Source organism: Glaesserella sp. (assembly GCF_041817755.1).
Taxonomy (GTDB): domain Bacteria; phylum Pseudomonadota; class Gammaproteobacteria; order Enterobacterales; family Pasteurellaceae; genus Glaesserella.
Genome location: NZ_JBGYBX010000021.1, coordinates 1 through 15,451 on the forward strand (window position 1 = coordinate 1; position 15,451 = coordinate 15,451).

General features: G+C 43.7%; 12 protein-coding genes and 1 other annotated feature. Of the genes, 8 read left to right on the forward strand and 4 right to left on the reverse strand.

The genetic code is table 11. The features are described from left to right. Positions 1-74 precede the first annotated feature (74 nt). On the reverse strand, positions 75-971 hold the full coding sequence (gene hisG, locus ACEYKX_RS02050; protein ID WP_373767925.1) for an ATP phosphoribosyltransferase: 897 nt from the start codon (positions 969-971) through the stop codon (positions 75-77). A 31-nt stretch (positions 972-1,002) separates the two neighbouring features. Beyond that, positions 1,003-1,132 (reverse strand) — a sequence feature (His leader region). Positions 1,133-1,312: 180 nt separating this feature from the next. Between hisG and ACEYKX_RS02055 the strand changes: the two genes are divergently transcribed. Next, positions 1,313-2,170, forward strand: a complete 858-nt coding sequence (locus tag ACEYKX_RS02055) for a phosphoribosylaminoimidazolesuccinocarboxamide synthase (RefSeq protein ID WP_373767926.1) — start codon at positions 1,313-1,315, stop codon at positions 2,168-2,170. Positions 2,171-2,257: 87 nt separating this feature from the next. Then, entirely contained in the window at positions 2,258-2,578 is a 321-nt protein-coding gene (locus ACEYKX_RS02060) for a zinc ribbon domain-containing protein YjdM (protein ID WP_373767927.1), read from the forward strand. A gap of 120 nt (positions 2,579-2,698) precedes the next feature. Here ACEYKX_RS02060 and ACEYKX_RS02065 read toward each other — a convergent pair whose 3' ends face one another. Genes ACEYKX_RS02065 through ccmE form a run of 3 tightly spaced genes read right to left on the reverse strand, consistent with a single transcriptional unit; the run spans position 2,699 to position 5,409 of the window. Beyond that, the gene (locus ACEYKX_RS02065; protein ID WP_373767928.1) at positions 2,699-2,881 is read right to left on the reverse strand and encodes a DUF5363 domain-containing protein; all 183 of its coding nucleotides are present in this window, start codon (positions 2,879-2,881) and stop codon (positions 2,699-2,701) included. Between the two features lie 51 nt (positions 2,882-2,932). Then, positions 2,933-4,891 carry a heme lyase CcmF/NrfE family subunit gene (locus ACEYKX_RS02070; protein WP_373767929.1) on the reverse strand — a complete coding sequence of 653 codons (1,959 nt, stop codon included), beginning with the start codon at positions 4,889-4,891 and terminating at the stop codon, positions 2,933-2,935. Beyond that, positions 4,888-5,409, reverse strand: coding sequence for a cytochrome c maturation protein CcmE (ccmE, locus tag ACEYKX_RS02075; protein WP_373767930.1), 522 nt, complete (start codon positions 5,407-5,409; stop codon positions 4,888-4,890). The genes ACEYKX_RS02070 and ccmE overlap by 4 nt, the downstream gene beginning before the upstream one ends. A 682-nt stretch (positions 5,410-6,091) precedes the next feature. Here ccmE and ACEYKX_RS02080 point away from each other — a divergent pair. The 6 genes from ACEYKX_RS02080 to ACEYKX_RS02105 all read left to right on the forward strand — a co-directional run bounded on the left by ACEYKX_RS02080 (position 6,092) and on the right by ACEYKX_RS02105 (position 15,285). Further along, complete coding sequence (locus tag ACEYKX_RS02080; RefSeq protein ID WP_373767931.1) at positions 6,092-7,291, forward strand: glycosyltransferase family protein; 1,200 nt, start codon at positions 6,092-6,094, stop codon at positions 7,289-7,291. Between the two features lie 26 nt (positions 7,292-7,317). Continuing rightward, positions 7,318-8,556, forward strand: a complete 1,239-nt coding sequence (locus tag ACEYKX_RS02085) for a glycosyltransferase family 4 protein (protein ID WP_373767932.1) — start codon at positions 7,318-7,320, stop codon at positions 8,554-8,556. A gap of 45 nt (positions 8,557-8,601) precedes the next feature. Continuing rightward, the gene (locus ACEYKX_RS02090; RefSeq protein WP_373767933.1) at positions 8,602-9,777 is read left to right on the forward strand and encodes a glycosyltransferase family 4 protein; all 1,176 of its coding nucleotides are present in this window, start codon (positions 8,602-8,604) and stop codon (positions 9,775-9,777) included. Positions 9,778-9,837: 60 nt separating this feature from the next. Further along, positions 9,838-11,676 (forward strand): ABC transporter ATP-binding protein, encoded by a 1,839-nt coding sequence (locus tag ACEYKX_RS02095; RefSeq protein ID WP_373767934.1) that lies wholly within the window; start codon positions 9,838-9,840, stop codon positions 11,674-11,676. A 60-nt stretch (positions 11,677-11,736) separates the two neighbouring features. After that, positions 11,737-14,031 carry a phosphotransferase gene (locus ACEYKX_RS02100; protein WP_373767935.1) on the forward strand — a complete coding sequence of 765 codons (2,295 nt, stop codon included), beginning with the start codon at positions 11,737-11,739 and terminating at the stop codon, positions 14,029-14,031. 84 nt (positions 14,032-14,115) lie between these two features. Next, a complete protein-coding gene (locus ACEYKX_RS02105) occupies positions 14,116-15,285 on the forward strand; it encodes a nucleotide sugar dehydrogenase (RefSeq protein WP_373767936.1) in 1,170 nt (389 codons plus the stop codon). The last annotated feature ends 166 nt before the right edge of the window (positions 15,286-15,451 follow it).

The window sequence follows — 15,451 nt, forward strand, 5'->3', positions numbered from 1 at the left end:
AAATCCCCTCTTTGCAAAAGAGGGGACTTTATTTGTCCCCCCTCTTTCGTAAAGAGGGGGATAGGGGGAGATTTCTAAGCCAGCATTTTTTCTATCGGTAGGACTAAAATCGAACTTGCCCCCATTTCTTTCAGCTGTTCCATCGTTTCCCAGAATAAGTTCTCTTGGCTGACCACGTGCATGGCGACTTTGGAATCATCGTGTGCAAGAGGGAGAATCGTCGGATTTTCAACACCCGGTAGCAATGCGGTGATTTCTTCGAGTTTGTCTTTCGGGGCGTGGAGCATAATGTATTTGGATTCAGCAGCTTGTTGTACGCCTTGAATGCGGGTGAGCAGTTTATCAACTAGAGCTTGTTTATCGGCGCTCAACGGTTCGGCACGTTGAATCAGGCAAGCTTTGGATTTATAGATTACTTCGACTTCTTTTAAACCGTTTGCTTCAAGGGTGGCGCCTGACGAAACTAAGTCGCAAATGGCGGTGGCAAGTCCTGCGCTTGGTGCAACTTCTACCGAGCCTGTTAATAGACAATTTTTAAACGGTACACCTTGTTCCGCCATATAACGTTTGAGTAAGTTCGGGTAAGAGGTGGCAATGCGAGCATCTTTGAAATCTTGTACACCGTTGTAGGTGCGATCGCGATCAATCGCAAGTGATAAACGGCAACCGCCAAAATCTAAGGTGCGGAGTTTTTTATATTCGACCGGTTCGCCGGCATGTAAACGCCCTAATTCTTCTTCTTCCAACACGTTCTCGCCGATAATACCGAGATCGACCACGCCGTCAAACACCAGCCCCGGGATATCGTCATCACGCACACGCAGAATTTCAATCGGCAGATTTTCGGAATAGGCGATCAAACGCTGTTCGTTCCAGGTGATTTTCACGCCGCATTGTTTGAGTAATTCGCTGCAATCTTTGCTTAAACGCCCTTTTTTCTGTAACGCGATGCGAAGTCTGTTGTCCGACATAGTGTGTTCCTTCTATTTTGTATTTTGAATAACGAAAAACCCCTCGAAAGTTGCCTTCCGAGGGGTTGTGAATTTTGTGCTGATCTTAATTCGCTCTCGGAAGTTTATCTTCCGAACACGCCAAATGCCCGAAAGATTAGTCGGTCAAATGGTGATGATGGTGAGTGCGAATAAAGGTCATAAGGTTGCTCCAAAAATGAATTGGTGTGGAAGATACGCTAAAAAAATGAGAATGACAAGTCTTTTTTGTTCGGAAGATAAATTATTTTTATGATAAATAGCAAACGTTTGCGCAAGTTGTTATAATTTGCCCGTTTTATTCAATCTACAGGAATCCAGCCATGCAAATCAGCCTTAAAAAAATCTATTCGGGCAAAGTCCGTGACCTTTATGAAATTGATGATAAACGTATGTTAATGGTGGCAACCGACCGCTTATCCGCTTTTGATGTGATCTTAGACGATCCGATTCCGCGCAAAGGGGAAATTTTGACTCAAATTTCAAATTTTTGGTTTGATAAACTGGCACACATTATGCCGAATCACTTTACCGGTGATTCAGTCTTTGATGTGCTACCGAAAGAAGAAGCCGAAGCGATTCAATACCGAGCGGTCGTGTGTAAGCGTTTGACCCCTGTTAAAATTGAGTCGATTGTTCGTGGCTACTTAACAGGCAGCGGCTTAAAAGATTATCAAAAAACAGGCACAATCTGCGGACTTGAATTACCAAAAGGTTTGGTTGAAGCAAGCAAATTACCCGAGCCGATTTTTACGCCGTCAAGCAAAGCGGAAGTAGGTGATCACGATATCAACATCAGTTACGCCGAATGTGAACGCCAAATCGGCGTAGAGCTTGCGGCAAAAGTGCGTGATGCTGCAATTGCGTTGTATAAAGAAGCTGCGGAGTATGCATTAACCAAAGGCATTATTATCTGCGATACCAAATTTGAATTCGGTCTGGATGAAAATGGTGTTTTAACGTTAATGGACGAAGTGCTTACGCCCGATTCAAGCCGTTTTTGGTCGGTTGAGACTTACAAAGAAGGCACCAATCCGCCGTCATTTGATAAACAGTTTATTCGTGATTGGTTGGAAAACAGCGGTTGGAACAAACAAGCCCCGGCGCCTAAAGTGCCTGCCGATGTCATTGAAAAAACCGTAGCGAAATATCAAGAAGCGTTGGATTTGTTGACAAAATAACGTCAGGTAACGGGAATTTGCAAATTTTTCGGTAAAACCGACCGCTTGTAGTAGAATGACGGCTTTTATACACTATTGAGGATATTTATGGACTACCCGATTTGCCCGGCTTGTAAAGGCGAAAATACGTATCACGATTCCGTTCAATTCGTTTGCCCGGATTGTGGAAATGAATGGAGCGGCGATGAGATTGAGATCGATGAAGACAAATTGATCGTAAAAGACAGCAACGGCAATCTGTTAAATGACGGCGATGATGTGATTTTAATCAAAGACCTCAAGCTGAAAGGCTCTTCCGAGGTGTTAAAGAAAGGCACAAAATATAAAGGAATTCGTTTGGTCGCGGGCGATCACAATGTCGATTGCGGTAAGCTGTTGCTCAAATCGGAATTTTTGAAAAAAGCCTAAAAAAATAGCGGGGAAAGCGTGCTTTCCCCGTTTTGATTACAAACAACAAGCGGTACGATTGGCGCAATATTTTGCAAAAAACAGCGCGGATCGTACCGCTTGTCGATTAGACCTGAGCGCTTACTTTTGTTGGTCGGTGCGTGTCCCGTGGGTAACATCGGACGGTTTGTCATCCTCTTTATCTTGATCGAATTTGACGATCGGCACGCAACCGCGACATGCGCCTTGATCGACGCCCAAGTCTTTGCAAAGTTCGTTGTACTTATCGAGTAATGTTCGAAACAGACCTTTTTGTTCGCTCATCGAGTCTCCTTATATTTGGTAAAAATCGGTGCGGATCACACCGCTTGTTTTTTATGATATGATGGCGGTTTTCGCTGCCACCTTCAAGCGGTAGCGTCTGTCCGCCATGCATAGTATACCGCCAAACGCCATAAACAGTCCGCCGATCCAAATCCAGCGGATAAACGGTTTGTAGTAAAGGCGTAACGCCCAAGAACCGTCTTCAAAACGTTCACCCAAAGCGGCATATAAATCACGGGTAAATCCCCAGTCGATGGCGGCTTCGGTCATGCTCATTCTGCTGACGTTATAGAATCGTTTTTCCGCCTGTAACGCAGCTTCATATTGACCGTTTCGGCTGATTTCAATGTCTGCCGTACCGCCGATATAGTTCGGACCGTTACTGTCGCGAATACCTTTAAACGTGAAATTATAGTCTAAAATCTGCACGCTATCACCGACGTTCATCCGCACGTCTTTTTCAATGCTGAAATGTTGGCTGAAAGCAATACCGAAAACCGAGACGGCAACGCCCAAATGCGCTAAGACCATTCCCCAGTGAGAGCGTGACAGCTTAAACAAGCCGGTGATAAAAGGGTGACGGTGAGTCGCGCGTTGGTGCAATTCATATACACTTAACGCCACGATAATAACGGACATCATGGTGCCGAGCACGACGCCGACCATGATGGTATCGGCAAACCAATAAGGTAATGCGAAACCGAGAACGGTCATCAGCAATAAGGATACGATCACCGGTTTACGGATGGCGGAGAATTGATCCCGACGCCATTTGACTAATGGTCCGATGCCCAGTAAGAAGGCGAACGGCACCATTAAAATCATGAACATTTGATTGAAAAACGGTGCGCCGATAGAAATCGTGCCTAAGCCGATTTGTTTATGGATTAACGGTAAAATCGTCCCTAAAAAGACAACGGATAAAAATGCCATAAGCAGAACGTTGTTCAAGAGCAACATGGATTCGCGGGAGTAACGTTCCGAATTGTCAAGGCTCTTGATTTTGCTGCCTTGGTAAGCGTAAAGAAGCAGCGAACCGCCGACCACGATGACCAAATAAGCCAAAATGTACAAGCCGCGGGTCGGATCCGAGGCAAAAGCGTGTACGGAAACTAAGATGCCTGAACGAACGAGGAAGGTGCCTAATAAGCAGAGAGAAAATGCCAAGATGGCAAGCAAAACCGTCCATGCTTTGAACGTGCTGCGTTTTTCGGTAACTGCAAGAGAATGGATTAAGGCGGTTCCGGCAATCCACGGCATGAGAGAAGCATTCTCTACGGGATCCCAAAACCACCAGCCGCCCCAGCCCAGTTCGTAATATGCCCACCAAGAACCGAGAACAATACCGAGCGTTAAGAAAACCCAAGCCGCCATGGTCCAAGGACGAGACCATCTTGCCCATGCGGTATCAAGCCGACCGGTCATCAGCGAAGCAATTGCGAAGGCAAACGCCACGGAGAATCCGACATACCCCATATACAGTAGCGGCGGATGGAAAATTAAACCGACATCTTGTAACATCGGATTCAGTTCCCTTCCGTCTACCGGAAAATCAGGAAAGGTGCGGTCAAACGGGTTGGACGTGAACAGGATAAACACCAAAAAGCCGATACTGATCAAGCCCATGACGCTAAGCACGCGGGCAACGGCATCTTCCGGCATTTGGCGGCTGAATACGGCGACGGCGACACTCCAAAGAGAGAGCAGCCAAATCCACAATAATAAAGACCCCTCGTGAGAGCCCCACACGGCGGATAAACGGTATTCCAGCGGTAAGGTGCTGTTTGAATTGTTGACAACGTATTGTACGCTGAAATCATTAACGGCAAACAGGTAAAATAAGGAGCCGAACGAAATCGTGAGGGCGATAAATATTGCCCATGTCATCGGGCGGGCTAACGACGTCAGTGCGACATTATGCTTTTCCGCACCGATCAACGGGAGAACGGCAACCAAAATTGCCAAAGCCAAGCTCAACGCCAGCATGTAGTTACCTAATTCGGCAATCATTTGTTTTCTCCGGTTTGCGTACGATCTCGTTCCGATTCACCTTTCAGATCGGCGGCGGAAATTCCCATCGGCTGGTGGGTTTTCTTCATTTTATCGCCCAATTCGGGCGGCATGTAGTTTTCATCATGCTTAGCCAACACTTCCGTTGCGCGTAAGCGGGTCGGTTCGATTAACGTACCTTGTGCTACGATGCCTTGTCCTTCACGAAATAAATCCGGCAGGATACCTTCATATTCCACCTGAATGGACGGACCGACATCATTCAAATCAAAAGTCACTTTCAGCGTTTTATCATCCCGTTTGACGGTGCCTTCGACCACCATGCCGCCCACACGAATGCGCTGTCCGACTTCCGGTTTGGTTTTCGGGTCGTCATTTTTGCCGTAAACAATTTCCGACGGTGTATAAAACAGATCAATATTTTGGCTCAACGCATAAAGCGTCAGCCCGGCGGCAACGGCAACACCGCTTAGCACTGACAAAATGACTTTTAGTCTGGATTTACGTCTTGGGTTCATAAAAACCTCATAAAAAAAATAACAGGGTAATCACAATAAATATAAAAAAATAAAACATGACTATCCTATCAAAAAATTGACCGAAATCGTCAATTATTCGGTGCTGTTTTGTCGTATTTCAAAATTTTTCGTTGAACGGTGTTGTCATTGGTGTGATATGGTGATTTTTTAGTCATTTTTGCAAATTTAGCGCAAAATCAGACCGCTTGTTTGATTGGTCAGATAAATGAATAATCTTTTCTTGAGGTATAAATGTCTTTTTTTACACCAAATATCGGTTAATAAATATTATCGATGACAAGGAGTTATCTTTTTTCCGCAGTTTATTTAAATCTTCTCCGGCTGAGATTTTTTATTATTTTTATTGAATGTTTCTCTGCTTTTTTCCCCGATTTTTGCCGAATTAAATTAATTGGTCAAATAAATGAAAAATTCACTTTTAATTTGTTTTACAAATCTTTTCATTTATTGATTTGATAAATTAATTGTTTATATATCATATGGTTACATAACTCATCCGATGAGCCAAATACTATTTCAATAGAAAGTGAACGGAATTCGTTTGGGGGCGAAGAACTTAATTTGTTATGTTTGGTCAATGCTGGAAATCTTTACGGCGACCAGTCAACACAAATGGAAGCCAAATCGTAATTTAGAGGTTCATTTTAAGGAGAACGTTACTATGAACGATTCACTCACCCAGCACAATTTATTGACCCGAAAACCGAGGATTGCCTTTTATTCTCACGATACGATGGGATTGGGGCATATTCGACGCAATATGCTGTTAGCACAATCCATATTGGAAACAAATCCGGAAACGGATGTATTGTTACTCTCCGGTGTTCGGGAATCCGGCGCTTTTAAACTGCCGAAAGGGGCGGATACGGTGACGATGCCGACATACTATAAAACGTCGGACGGCGATTATATTCCGCGTTCTTTAGGACACGATATCAAGCGCTTGGTTAAAATCCGTAAGGAGATTATTCATGCGGCATTAGAGGCGTTTGAACCGGATATCGTGGTGGTTGACAATGTACCGCGCGGTGCAATGAGCGAGTTGGATAACATTTTACCGGAATTGGCCAGCCGCGGCACACATATCGTGTTAGGTTTGCGCGATATTATTGATGAACCTCACGTTGTTCGTCAGCAATGGGAAAAATTGAAAAACTTAGAAATTATCCGCTTGTATTTTTCCAGTATTTGGGTTTACGGCGATCCGCAATTATACGATCTTGCCAAAGAATACGGCTTGGATTCGGAAATTGGCGATAAGTTATGTTATGTGGGATATTTGGATCAAACCCGCCGTATGGAAGATCAGGGATTAAATGCGGAAGTGGCTTATGTTCAGTCTCCGTATGCGCTTTGTGCGGTCGGTGGCGGCCAAGACGGTTTTTCGCTTGCTGCGGCGTTTTTACAAGCCGAATTGCCGCCGAATTGGAACGGGCTGTTAATTTGCGGTGCATTGATGCCGGAAGATCAGCGTAAACATTTGCGAGCATTAGCGGCAAAACGTCCTGAAATCCGAGTGATGGACTTCGTTGCCGAGCCGCTCAAATTAATGCATCACGCGGAATGCATTATTTCAATGGGAGGCTATAACACGACAACGGAAATTTTATCCTTTAATAAACGTGCATTGATTGTCCCTCGGGTAAAACCGAGAGAAGAACAGTGGATTCGCGCTTCCCGCTTAGCGGAGATGGGCGTGATTGATTGTTTACATCCGAATGAGTTAACGCCGCAAGCGTTATCCGATTGGATGAAATCGCAAAAACCGCAATTGAATGCGCGTGACACCTTGCGTTTTAATGGATTGGATCAGGTCGTTGCTCAAGTGAATAAGATTATGAGCAAAGCGGTTTCTCGTTAGTTTAACTATTGTTGTGGATAAATAATATGAATAAAGCAATCGCCTTAGATGAAAAACCGATGTACATCGGTTATGTACTTAAGCGTTACCCTCGTTTTTCAGAAACCTTTGTGGTGAATGAAATTTTGGCGCATGAACGGGCGGGAACCAAAATCGATATTTTTGCGTTAGGACCGGTAATGGAAACCCATTTCCAAGATGCCATTTCTCAAGTCAGAGCGCCAGTAAGTCGTTTAATGGATAAACAGCGGAATCCGGAAACGCTGTGGCCGTTATTTTGTGAGGGCTTTCGCCAATTACCGGATTTTGCGATGAAATTACCGGATGCGAAAGGCTCCATTCATGAAATCGGGCAAAGCATTTTGTTGGCACTAGAAATTAAAAAACGCGGAATTCAGCACCTGCATGCTCATTTTGGTACCCAAGCAACAACCGTGGCAAGACAAGCGGCAATTTTTGCCGGTATTACCTATACCTTTACGGCGCACGCAAAAGACATTTATTACCAATATGAAGAATCGACGGAGCTGGATTTAAAAATGCGTGATGCGGAAACGACAGTGACGGTATCGGACTACAATTTGGCTTATTTGCAAGAGAAATACGGTACAGATGCGGCGAAAGCCGTTCGCATTTATAACGGTATGGATTTGAGCAAATTTCCTTATACGCCGTTTGAATCAAGAGAAAAACACATTCTTGCCGTCGGACGATTAGTGCCTAAAAAAGGATTTAGCGTGTTGCTGGATGCATTGGCCATTCTGAAAAAACGTAATGTATCGATGCGTTGTACGCTTGTCGGTGACGGCGGATTAAGAGAGTCTCTACAGGCACAAATCCATGCGTTAGGTATTGGTGATGTGGTAAAAATGGTCGGTCCGATGCCGCAACCCGATATTATCGATTTTGTGAAGAGTGCCAATATGATGGTTGCGCCTTGCGTAATCAGTGATGACGGAGATAGAGATGGTTTGCCGACCGTCTTGTTAGAATCTATGGCGCTCGGTACTCCGGTTATCTCGACGCAAGTGGCCGGCATTCCGGAATTAGTGCAAGACAATATCACCGGGCTGTGCGTACCTTCGCAAGATCCTCAAGCCTTAGCCGATGCCATGGAAAAACTGTTGAATGATGTTGAACTTTGCCAAACGTTATCAAAAACGGCTCGTGCCTTGATCGAACGAGAGTATGACGAAGATATCAATGCCGCATCATTACGCTCTATTTTTGCGACGGCTATTGCCAAACAGAATAAAAGCAATTAATTGCCACGGTATTTAATCGATTCATTATTTTAAAAAGGAAAAATTATGCGAGTTGCTTATGTTTGTGCTGATCCCGGTATTCCTGTATTCGGTACTAAAGGGGCGTCAGTACATGTACAAGAGGTTATTAAGGGAATGCTTCAACGAGGTCTTGAGGTCACGTTATTCGCACAGCGTTTGGGCGGAGATGTTCCGGAAGCGCTAAAAGGGATTACGATTCATACATTGGCGGAATTACCAAACTCTTCTCAAGAGGAGCGGGCTTTAGCGGCATTGGCTGCAAACCCCAAAGTAGAAGAGATGTTGGAAAATGCCGGACCGTTTGATTTGGTGTACGAACGTTATTCTTTATGGAGTAATGCCGGTATGTCTTTTGCGAAAAAACATCAGTGTATCGGGATATTGGAAGTGAATGCGCCGTTAATTGAAGAACAGAAAAAGCACCGTGAATTGCCGTTGGAAGAGCAGGCTCAAGCGATTGCCGAATCTGTGTTTACTGATGCGGACGCCATGATTGCGGTTTCACCGGGCGTACAGCATTATTTGGAAACATTTGATGGCGCAAAAGGGCGAGTCCATGTTGTAGCGAACGGCGTTGCTTTAGATCGTTTTGCGCCGGCAGCCAAGTTAAATGCCGCCAGATTAAAAAATATGTCGAGCAGTTCGGAAGTGACGGTCGGCTTTTTAGGTACATTAAAACCATGGCACGGCGTATCAGTGTTAATACAAGCATGGGCGGTATTGCGTGATCGCGGTTACCGTACCCGTTTATTAATTGTCGGCGACGGCCCTGAATATACCACATTGCATGCGGATATTGAGAAATTAGGGCTTTCGGAATATGTTCGATTTACCGGCGCGGTATTACCGGAGCAAGTTCCGGAGTGGTTGGGACAAATGGATATTGCCGTGGCACCTTATCCTAATATGGAACGGTTTTATTTTTCTCCGTTAAAAATTTATGAATATATGGCAGCCGGCTTACCGATTATTGCTACGAATGTCGGACATTTGGCAACCGTTGTCGAGCACGATTATAACGGTTTACTGGTGGAAGCGGAAAACCCTGAAAAAATGGCGGATAGTATTGCATCACTGCTGGCAAATCCGAAAAAAACACAACGCTTAGCGGAAGCTGCACGTTTGACGGCGGAACAACACCATAGCTGGTTAGCGGTAGTGGATCGTATTTTAAATATTGCGAAAACCTGTAAAAAATAAAGATAGCAAGAAAACGGCTAACCGTTTGGCGAAGCCGTTTTTTATAACAAGGATAGCTTTATGAATAAGAATGCTTGGTGGGCAATGGCTTACCGACTGAGAGAATATATTCGCCCGGAAAGGATGTTGATTGTCGGGGCACTGATTGCCTTACTGCTTTCAACCGCAATGCGATTACTGAAGCCTTTACCTTTAGCTTTTGTTGTCGATTACGTGTTGTTTGATGTAAATACCGACCCTTCAGCTGCCGGCGAGGCAAAAAGCCGAGGCTTCGTAGATACGCTTTTAGCCTCCGTAGATACCCAATACATTTTATGGGGAAGTGCAGGAGCGGTAATCCTGATTGCATTAATGATGGCGGGAGCAAGCTATTTTAGTACCGTCGGATTAGCCTTGTCCGGAAGCCGTATTTTAAGTCATGTGCGTAATGACTTATTTGCTCATTTACAACGACTTTCTTTACGTTTCCATTCGCAAGCCAAAACCGGTGATCTGACGATGCGTCTGATTAATGATATTGCAATGTTACGTGAAGCGGTTATTACCGCATTGATGCCGATGCTGGCAAACATGTTCATTCTGATAGGGATGTTCAGCGTCATGTTATATCTGAACTGGCAACTGACTCTATTAGCAATCGCGTCATTACCTATTATGTGGTGGATGACAAACCACTCGGGGAAAAGGATTCATGAAGCAAGTCGGGCGCAGCGCAAAAGGGAAGGTTCTCTAGCATCAAAAGCGGCGGAGTATATCGGTTCTATCCGTACGGTACAGTCTTTATCCTTAGAAAATGAGACGATTCGTAGCTTTTCAGGGGATAACTTACAGAGTCGTCAGCAAGAGGTTAAATCTAAAAAGCTGGCTGCAGGATTAGAACGCCGTGTAGATGTATTGGTTTCCGTGGTAACGGCACTGGTGTTATTACAAGGCGCAAATTCCGTGTTAGCCGGGCAAATGACACCGGGCGATTTGATCGTATTCGTTTCTTATTTGAACAATTCATTCCGACCGGTCCGTGAATATGCCAAATATACGGGGCGATTGTCCAAAGCATTGGCTGCCGGAGAGCGGGTTGTGGATCTACTGGATGAACAACCTGATATTAAAGATAAACCGAATGCAACGGAATTAACGAATATTCGCGGGCAAATTCATTTCGAACATGTCAGCTTCGGTTATAACAAAGCGGATGATCACCCCTTACCGATTCTTCACGATATCAATTTTAAAATTGAAGCGGGAGAAAGTGTTGCGATTGTCGGACCGTCAGGTGCAGGTAAAACAACAATCACCAGTTTGTTATTGAGACTTTATGAAGCGAAAGGCGGTGTCATTCGAATAGACGGTAATGATATCCAAGACTATACCATTGAAAGTGTTCGTAAGCAGATTGCAATGGTTCCACAAGATAACTTGCTGTTCGGACTCAGTATTCGTGAAAATATTGCATTGGGCGCAATCAATAACCTTGAGCAAGTGACCGAAGAAGAGATTATCAATGCGGCTAAGTTAGCACAGGCTCATGATTTTATCAGTGCATTACCTGAAGGCTATGACACAGTATTAAGCGAACGCGGCGGCTCTTTATCCGGTGGGCAAAGACAACGTATTGCGATTGCTCGGGCTGCAATTAATAAGAGTGCCATTCTTATCCTTGATGAACCGACAGTAGGACTCGATAAAGAAAGTGAAAGCTATGTAATCAGCGCATTGCACAACTTAATGAAGGGACGTACGACGATCATGATTACACATGATTTGGCTTTTGCGGCAAAAACCGACCGTATCATTTTTGTAGATAACGGTGTTGTAGTGGAGCAAGGTAATCACAAACAATTAGTTGAGCAAAACGGTAATTATGCAAATTGGTGGAAGATGCAAATCGGCTCACACTAACGAAATTGGCATTGCGGAAATTAGCATTGCGATTAAGGACATACCATAGAGGTACGAATTATGCTTACCAAAGCAGATAAACAAATTGTTGAAAGAGACTATGCCCTTCCCGGACTAGTTGCTTTATTAGATAGCGAAGTATTGCTAACTCAGCTTCAAACTATTCCTCGACTGAAAGGGGCGCTTCAAGCGGAAATTCAATATTTACGTTATAAACCAAGTACAAGCTGCGCCGGAACGGTAAAAATCAAATTCGAGGATGGCTCCGTTCAATATTATTTTGCCAAAGCATTAACGGTAGAACGTTTCGAACGTACCGGGCTTCATATAAAACAAGATAATGATGATATCGGTATTTATGCCCCTTTTACGCTTAACGCATTAAAGATTGTTTTTTACCATCCGGCTTATGATAAAGGCATTCCTTTGGATTGGTTGATAGATAGTGATAAACGCCGGCAGATGTTTGATAAAGTATCACTACCGAAGTTAGCGAAATCCGAACTATGTATCGACATTTTACGGTATAAGCCCGAACGTAGGCTCGTTGCTAAAATCAGTGATGAGAATAAGCAACCTATTGCGGTAATTCGTTGCATAAAACCAAGCGACTTCGGCAAGGTATTGACCGGTGCGGTATTCGGCGTAGCACAAGGCGGTGTCAAACTTTTAGGAGTAGACGGGTCGCTTTGCACCTTAGTTACCGATTGGCAAGACGGGGAAAGTTTGTGCCCGGAGGATGGTGTGTTGCCATCAAAAGCAGATATCGAAAATGTAGCTAAGGTTATTGCCGATATACATAACACACCTTATTTACACCCGACAAAATACGGGCATTGTGATGAAATCGAGTCATTACACGCGGTGCTACGTACATTCAAGCATATTTTACCGGATCACGCCGAATGGTTTCACCGACTCATTCAGCGAATTGAATGCGGGCTAGCTTCTCAACCTGAAATCTTTAAGCTGATTCACGGTGATTTCTCATTGGATCAAATTGTTCAAAATGAGCGGGGTGAATTGTATGTATTAGATTGGGATCGGGCGGTAAGCGCCAATCCGTTAATGGATTTGGCGACATTTTATGCACGACTGACACTACAAGTGATTGAAGGTGTTTTACCCGGTTGGCAAGCAGATGAAATTATTCACGCTTTCTTATATCACTATCGGCAAAAAACATCCTGTAGCTTTGACGGTCTTCGCTATTTTGTTGCGACGGCAATATTACGGTTAGGGGCGGAACCATTCCGTAAACGCTCCGTAGATTGGGAACAATATACATTGCAATTGTTACAACAAGCTGAAGATGTACTGAGCAAAACGGATGATCAATTTGTCGTTCATAGTGAAAAACAGATCGATTTATCCGCAGATCCTATCCTGTATACATTAACGAACCATACCGAAATGCAAACATTATTGATGAATGCACTTCCGCCTTCTGAGCAAGGTATCGTAGAAACCGTTTCGTTAAAGCGTTACAAAGTGGGACGTAGAGCATTAATCGATTACGAAGTCGGCACCGATAATCAAACAAGAAAATGTATTATCGGTAAATATCGCAGTAAGGGATTGGATAAACGTTCTTATACGATTCAACAAGCGCTGTGGAGTAAAGGATTTAATGATACGGCGCATGTGAGTGTGCCGGAGCCGTTAGGAATATTGGTTGAACAACACACTTGGTTGCAACACAAAGTGAACGGTCGAAGCCTCGGTGAAATGCTGATACCGGGAAATGCACGTTTAGAATTTCTCGGCAATCAAGTTGCTAATGCATTAAATGCTTTACATAAAAGCCATGTCGCCCAAATGTTGGATCTGCCGGTCTGGACGCCGTTACATGAGTTGGACATTCTTCGTGATCGTTTAAGCCAAGCTCAGACATTATTACCTCAGTGGGCTGCTCGCATTGCGTCGGTACTTTCTCATTGTGAGCAATTAGTTAATCGGTTAACGGAAGTACCTTTCGTCTCGGTTCATCGGGATTTTTATCAAGATCAAATTCTAGAACGAAACGGTCTGCCGGGTCAGATGGTTTTACTGGATTTGGATTTGGTTTGCCAAGGTCCGGCAGCATTGGATGCGGGAAATTATCTTGCGCATATTCAAGAGTTTGCATTACGTAACTATGCGGATATTAACGCATTAAAGGTACATGAACATGCCTTTTTACAGCGTTTTTTAACTGAGAGTGAAACCTCATGTTTGCAAGATATTGAAATTTACTTAACGCTTTCGTTAGCCCGTCACATTTATATCAGTACCTTGTTTCAAGAACGTCTTCATACGACAGAAATATTACTTAACGTCTGTGAAGAACGGCTGAGAAAACAGTTGAATAAATGAAGTTTAGGGTAACACCGTTCGGTATAACCTAACAATAAAAATGCAAGCACGTTCTAATAAAATAACCTAAGAAAGAGGAAAAGTATGAAAATTACAGTAGTCGGTGCCGGTTATGTCGGTATTTCTAATGCCATTTTGTTGGCTCAACAGCATGAAGTGACTTTATTGGATATCAGTCCTGAGAAAGTGGAAATGATTAACCGAAAAGTCTCTCCGCTTCAAGATACGGAAATCAGTGAATACTTGGCAACAAAAACGTTAGATTTACATGCTACGGTTGATGCCGAGCAAGTCTACAAAGATGCGGAATTCATTATTATTGCAACGCCGACGGATTATGATCCGGAAACCAATTACTTTAATACCCGCTCGGTAGAATCCGTATTAGAAGCCGCTATTGCACGAAATCCAAAGGCATATCTAATTATTAAGTCAACGATTCCGGTCGGCTTCACCCAAAAAATGCGTGAAAAATTTAATACCGATCGTATTATTTTTTCACCGGAATTTTTACGTGAAAGCAAGGCGTTGTATGACAATTTGCATCCGTCTCGTATTGTCGTCGGTGATTGCAATGCAGCGGCGGAAAAATTCGCTCATATGTTACGTGATTGCAGTCTGTCACCGAATGCGCCGATTATTCTGACAAACCCGACGGAAGCGGAGTCGATCAAATTATTTGCCAATACTTATTTAGCATTGCGGGTTGCTTTCTTTAATGAACTGGACTCTTTTGCGGCAACCTTCGGTTTGGACACCCAACATATTATTGACGGAGTTTCAACCGATCCCCGTATCGGAACGCATTATAATAATCCATCATTCGGTTATGGCGGTTATTGTTTACCGAAAGATACGAAGCAGTTATTAGCGAATTATCAAAATATTCCGCAAAATTTAATCAGTGCGATTGTAGAGTCTAACCGCACCCGAAAAGATTTTATTGCAAACGAAATACTGAAGAAAAAACCGTCCGTTGTCGGAGTTTACCGGTTAACCATGAAATCCGGTTCGGATAATTTCCGCAGTTCCAGTATTCAAGGGGTGATGAGACGAATTAAAGAGAAAGGCGTACCTGTCATTGTGTATGAACCGGAATATAAAGGCGAAGAATTCTTCCAATCTCAAGTGATTAACGACCTAAATACCTTTAAGCAACAAGCCGACGTTATTTTGGCCAATCGAATTACCGATGATTTGGAAGATGTGTTGGATAAAGTATATACCCGTGATCTCAAAGGCAGTGACGTGTAAATAATCTTTAAGATCAACACATCTCGGCATAGCCGACAACAACACCAATAAAAATTGGCTTAAAGCCTTATAGTACTAGGTATGATGTACCGCACAAGGCTTTAAGCCCTTTTTCAAAATATGAACGAAAAAACTGTTCTTTTTGCATTAAATACCGATTTACAAG

What these genes read in the sequence shown, in the direction of transcription:
- ACEYKX_RS02070 (WP_373767929.1), bottom strand. Translation starts at nt 4,891, where the DNA reads ATGATTGCCGAATTAGGTAACTACATGCTGGCGTTGAGCTTGGCTTTG.
- ACEYKX_RS02065 (WP_373767928.1), bottom strand. Translation starts at nt 2,881, where the DNA reads ATGAGCGAACAAAAAGGTCTGTTTCGAACATTACTCGATAAGTACAAC.
- ACEYKX_RS02095 (WP_373767934.1), top strand. Translation starts at nt 9,838, where the DNA reads ATGAATAAGAATGCTTGGTGGGCAATGGCTTACCGACTGAGAGAATAT.
- ccmE (WP_373767930.1), bottom strand. Translation starts at nt 5,409, where the DNA reads ATGAACCCAAGACGTAAATCCAGACTAAAAGTCATTTTGTCAGTGCTA.
- ACEYKX_RS02085 (WP_373767932.1), top strand. Translation starts at nt 7,318, where the DNA reads ATGAATAAAGCAATCGCCTTAGATGAAAAACCGATGTACATCGGTTAT.
- ACEYKX_RS02105 (WP_373767936.1), top strand. Translation starts at nt 14,116, where the DNA reads ATGAAAATTACAGTAGTCGGTGCCGGTTATGTCGGTATTTCTAATGCC.
- ACEYKX_RS02055 (WP_373767926.1), top strand. Translation starts at nt 1,313, where the DNA reads ATGCAAATCAGCCTTAAAAAAATCTATTCGGGCAAAGTCCGTGACCTT.
- hisG (WP_373767925.1), bottom strand. Translation starts at nt 971, where the DNA reads ATGTCGGACAACAGACTTCGCATCGCGTTACAGAAAAAAGGGCGTTTA.
- ACEYKX_RS02090 (WP_373767933.1), top strand. Translation starts at nt 8,602, where the DNA reads ATGCGAGTTGCTTATGTTTGTGCTGATCCCGGTATTCCTGTATTCGGT.
- ACEYKX_RS02060 (WP_373767927.1), top strand. Translation starts at nt 2,258, where the DNA reads ATGGACTACCCGATTTGCCCGGCTTGTAAAGGCGAAAATACGTATCAC.
- ACEYKX_RS02100 (WP_373767935.1), top strand. Translation starts at nt 11,737, where the DNA reads ATGCTTACCAAAGCAGATAAACAAATTGTTGAAAGAGACTATGCCCTT.
- ACEYKX_RS02080 (WP_373767931.1), top strand. Translation starts at nt 6,092, where the DNA reads ATGAACGATTCACTCACCCAGCACAATTTATTGACCCGAAAACCGAGG.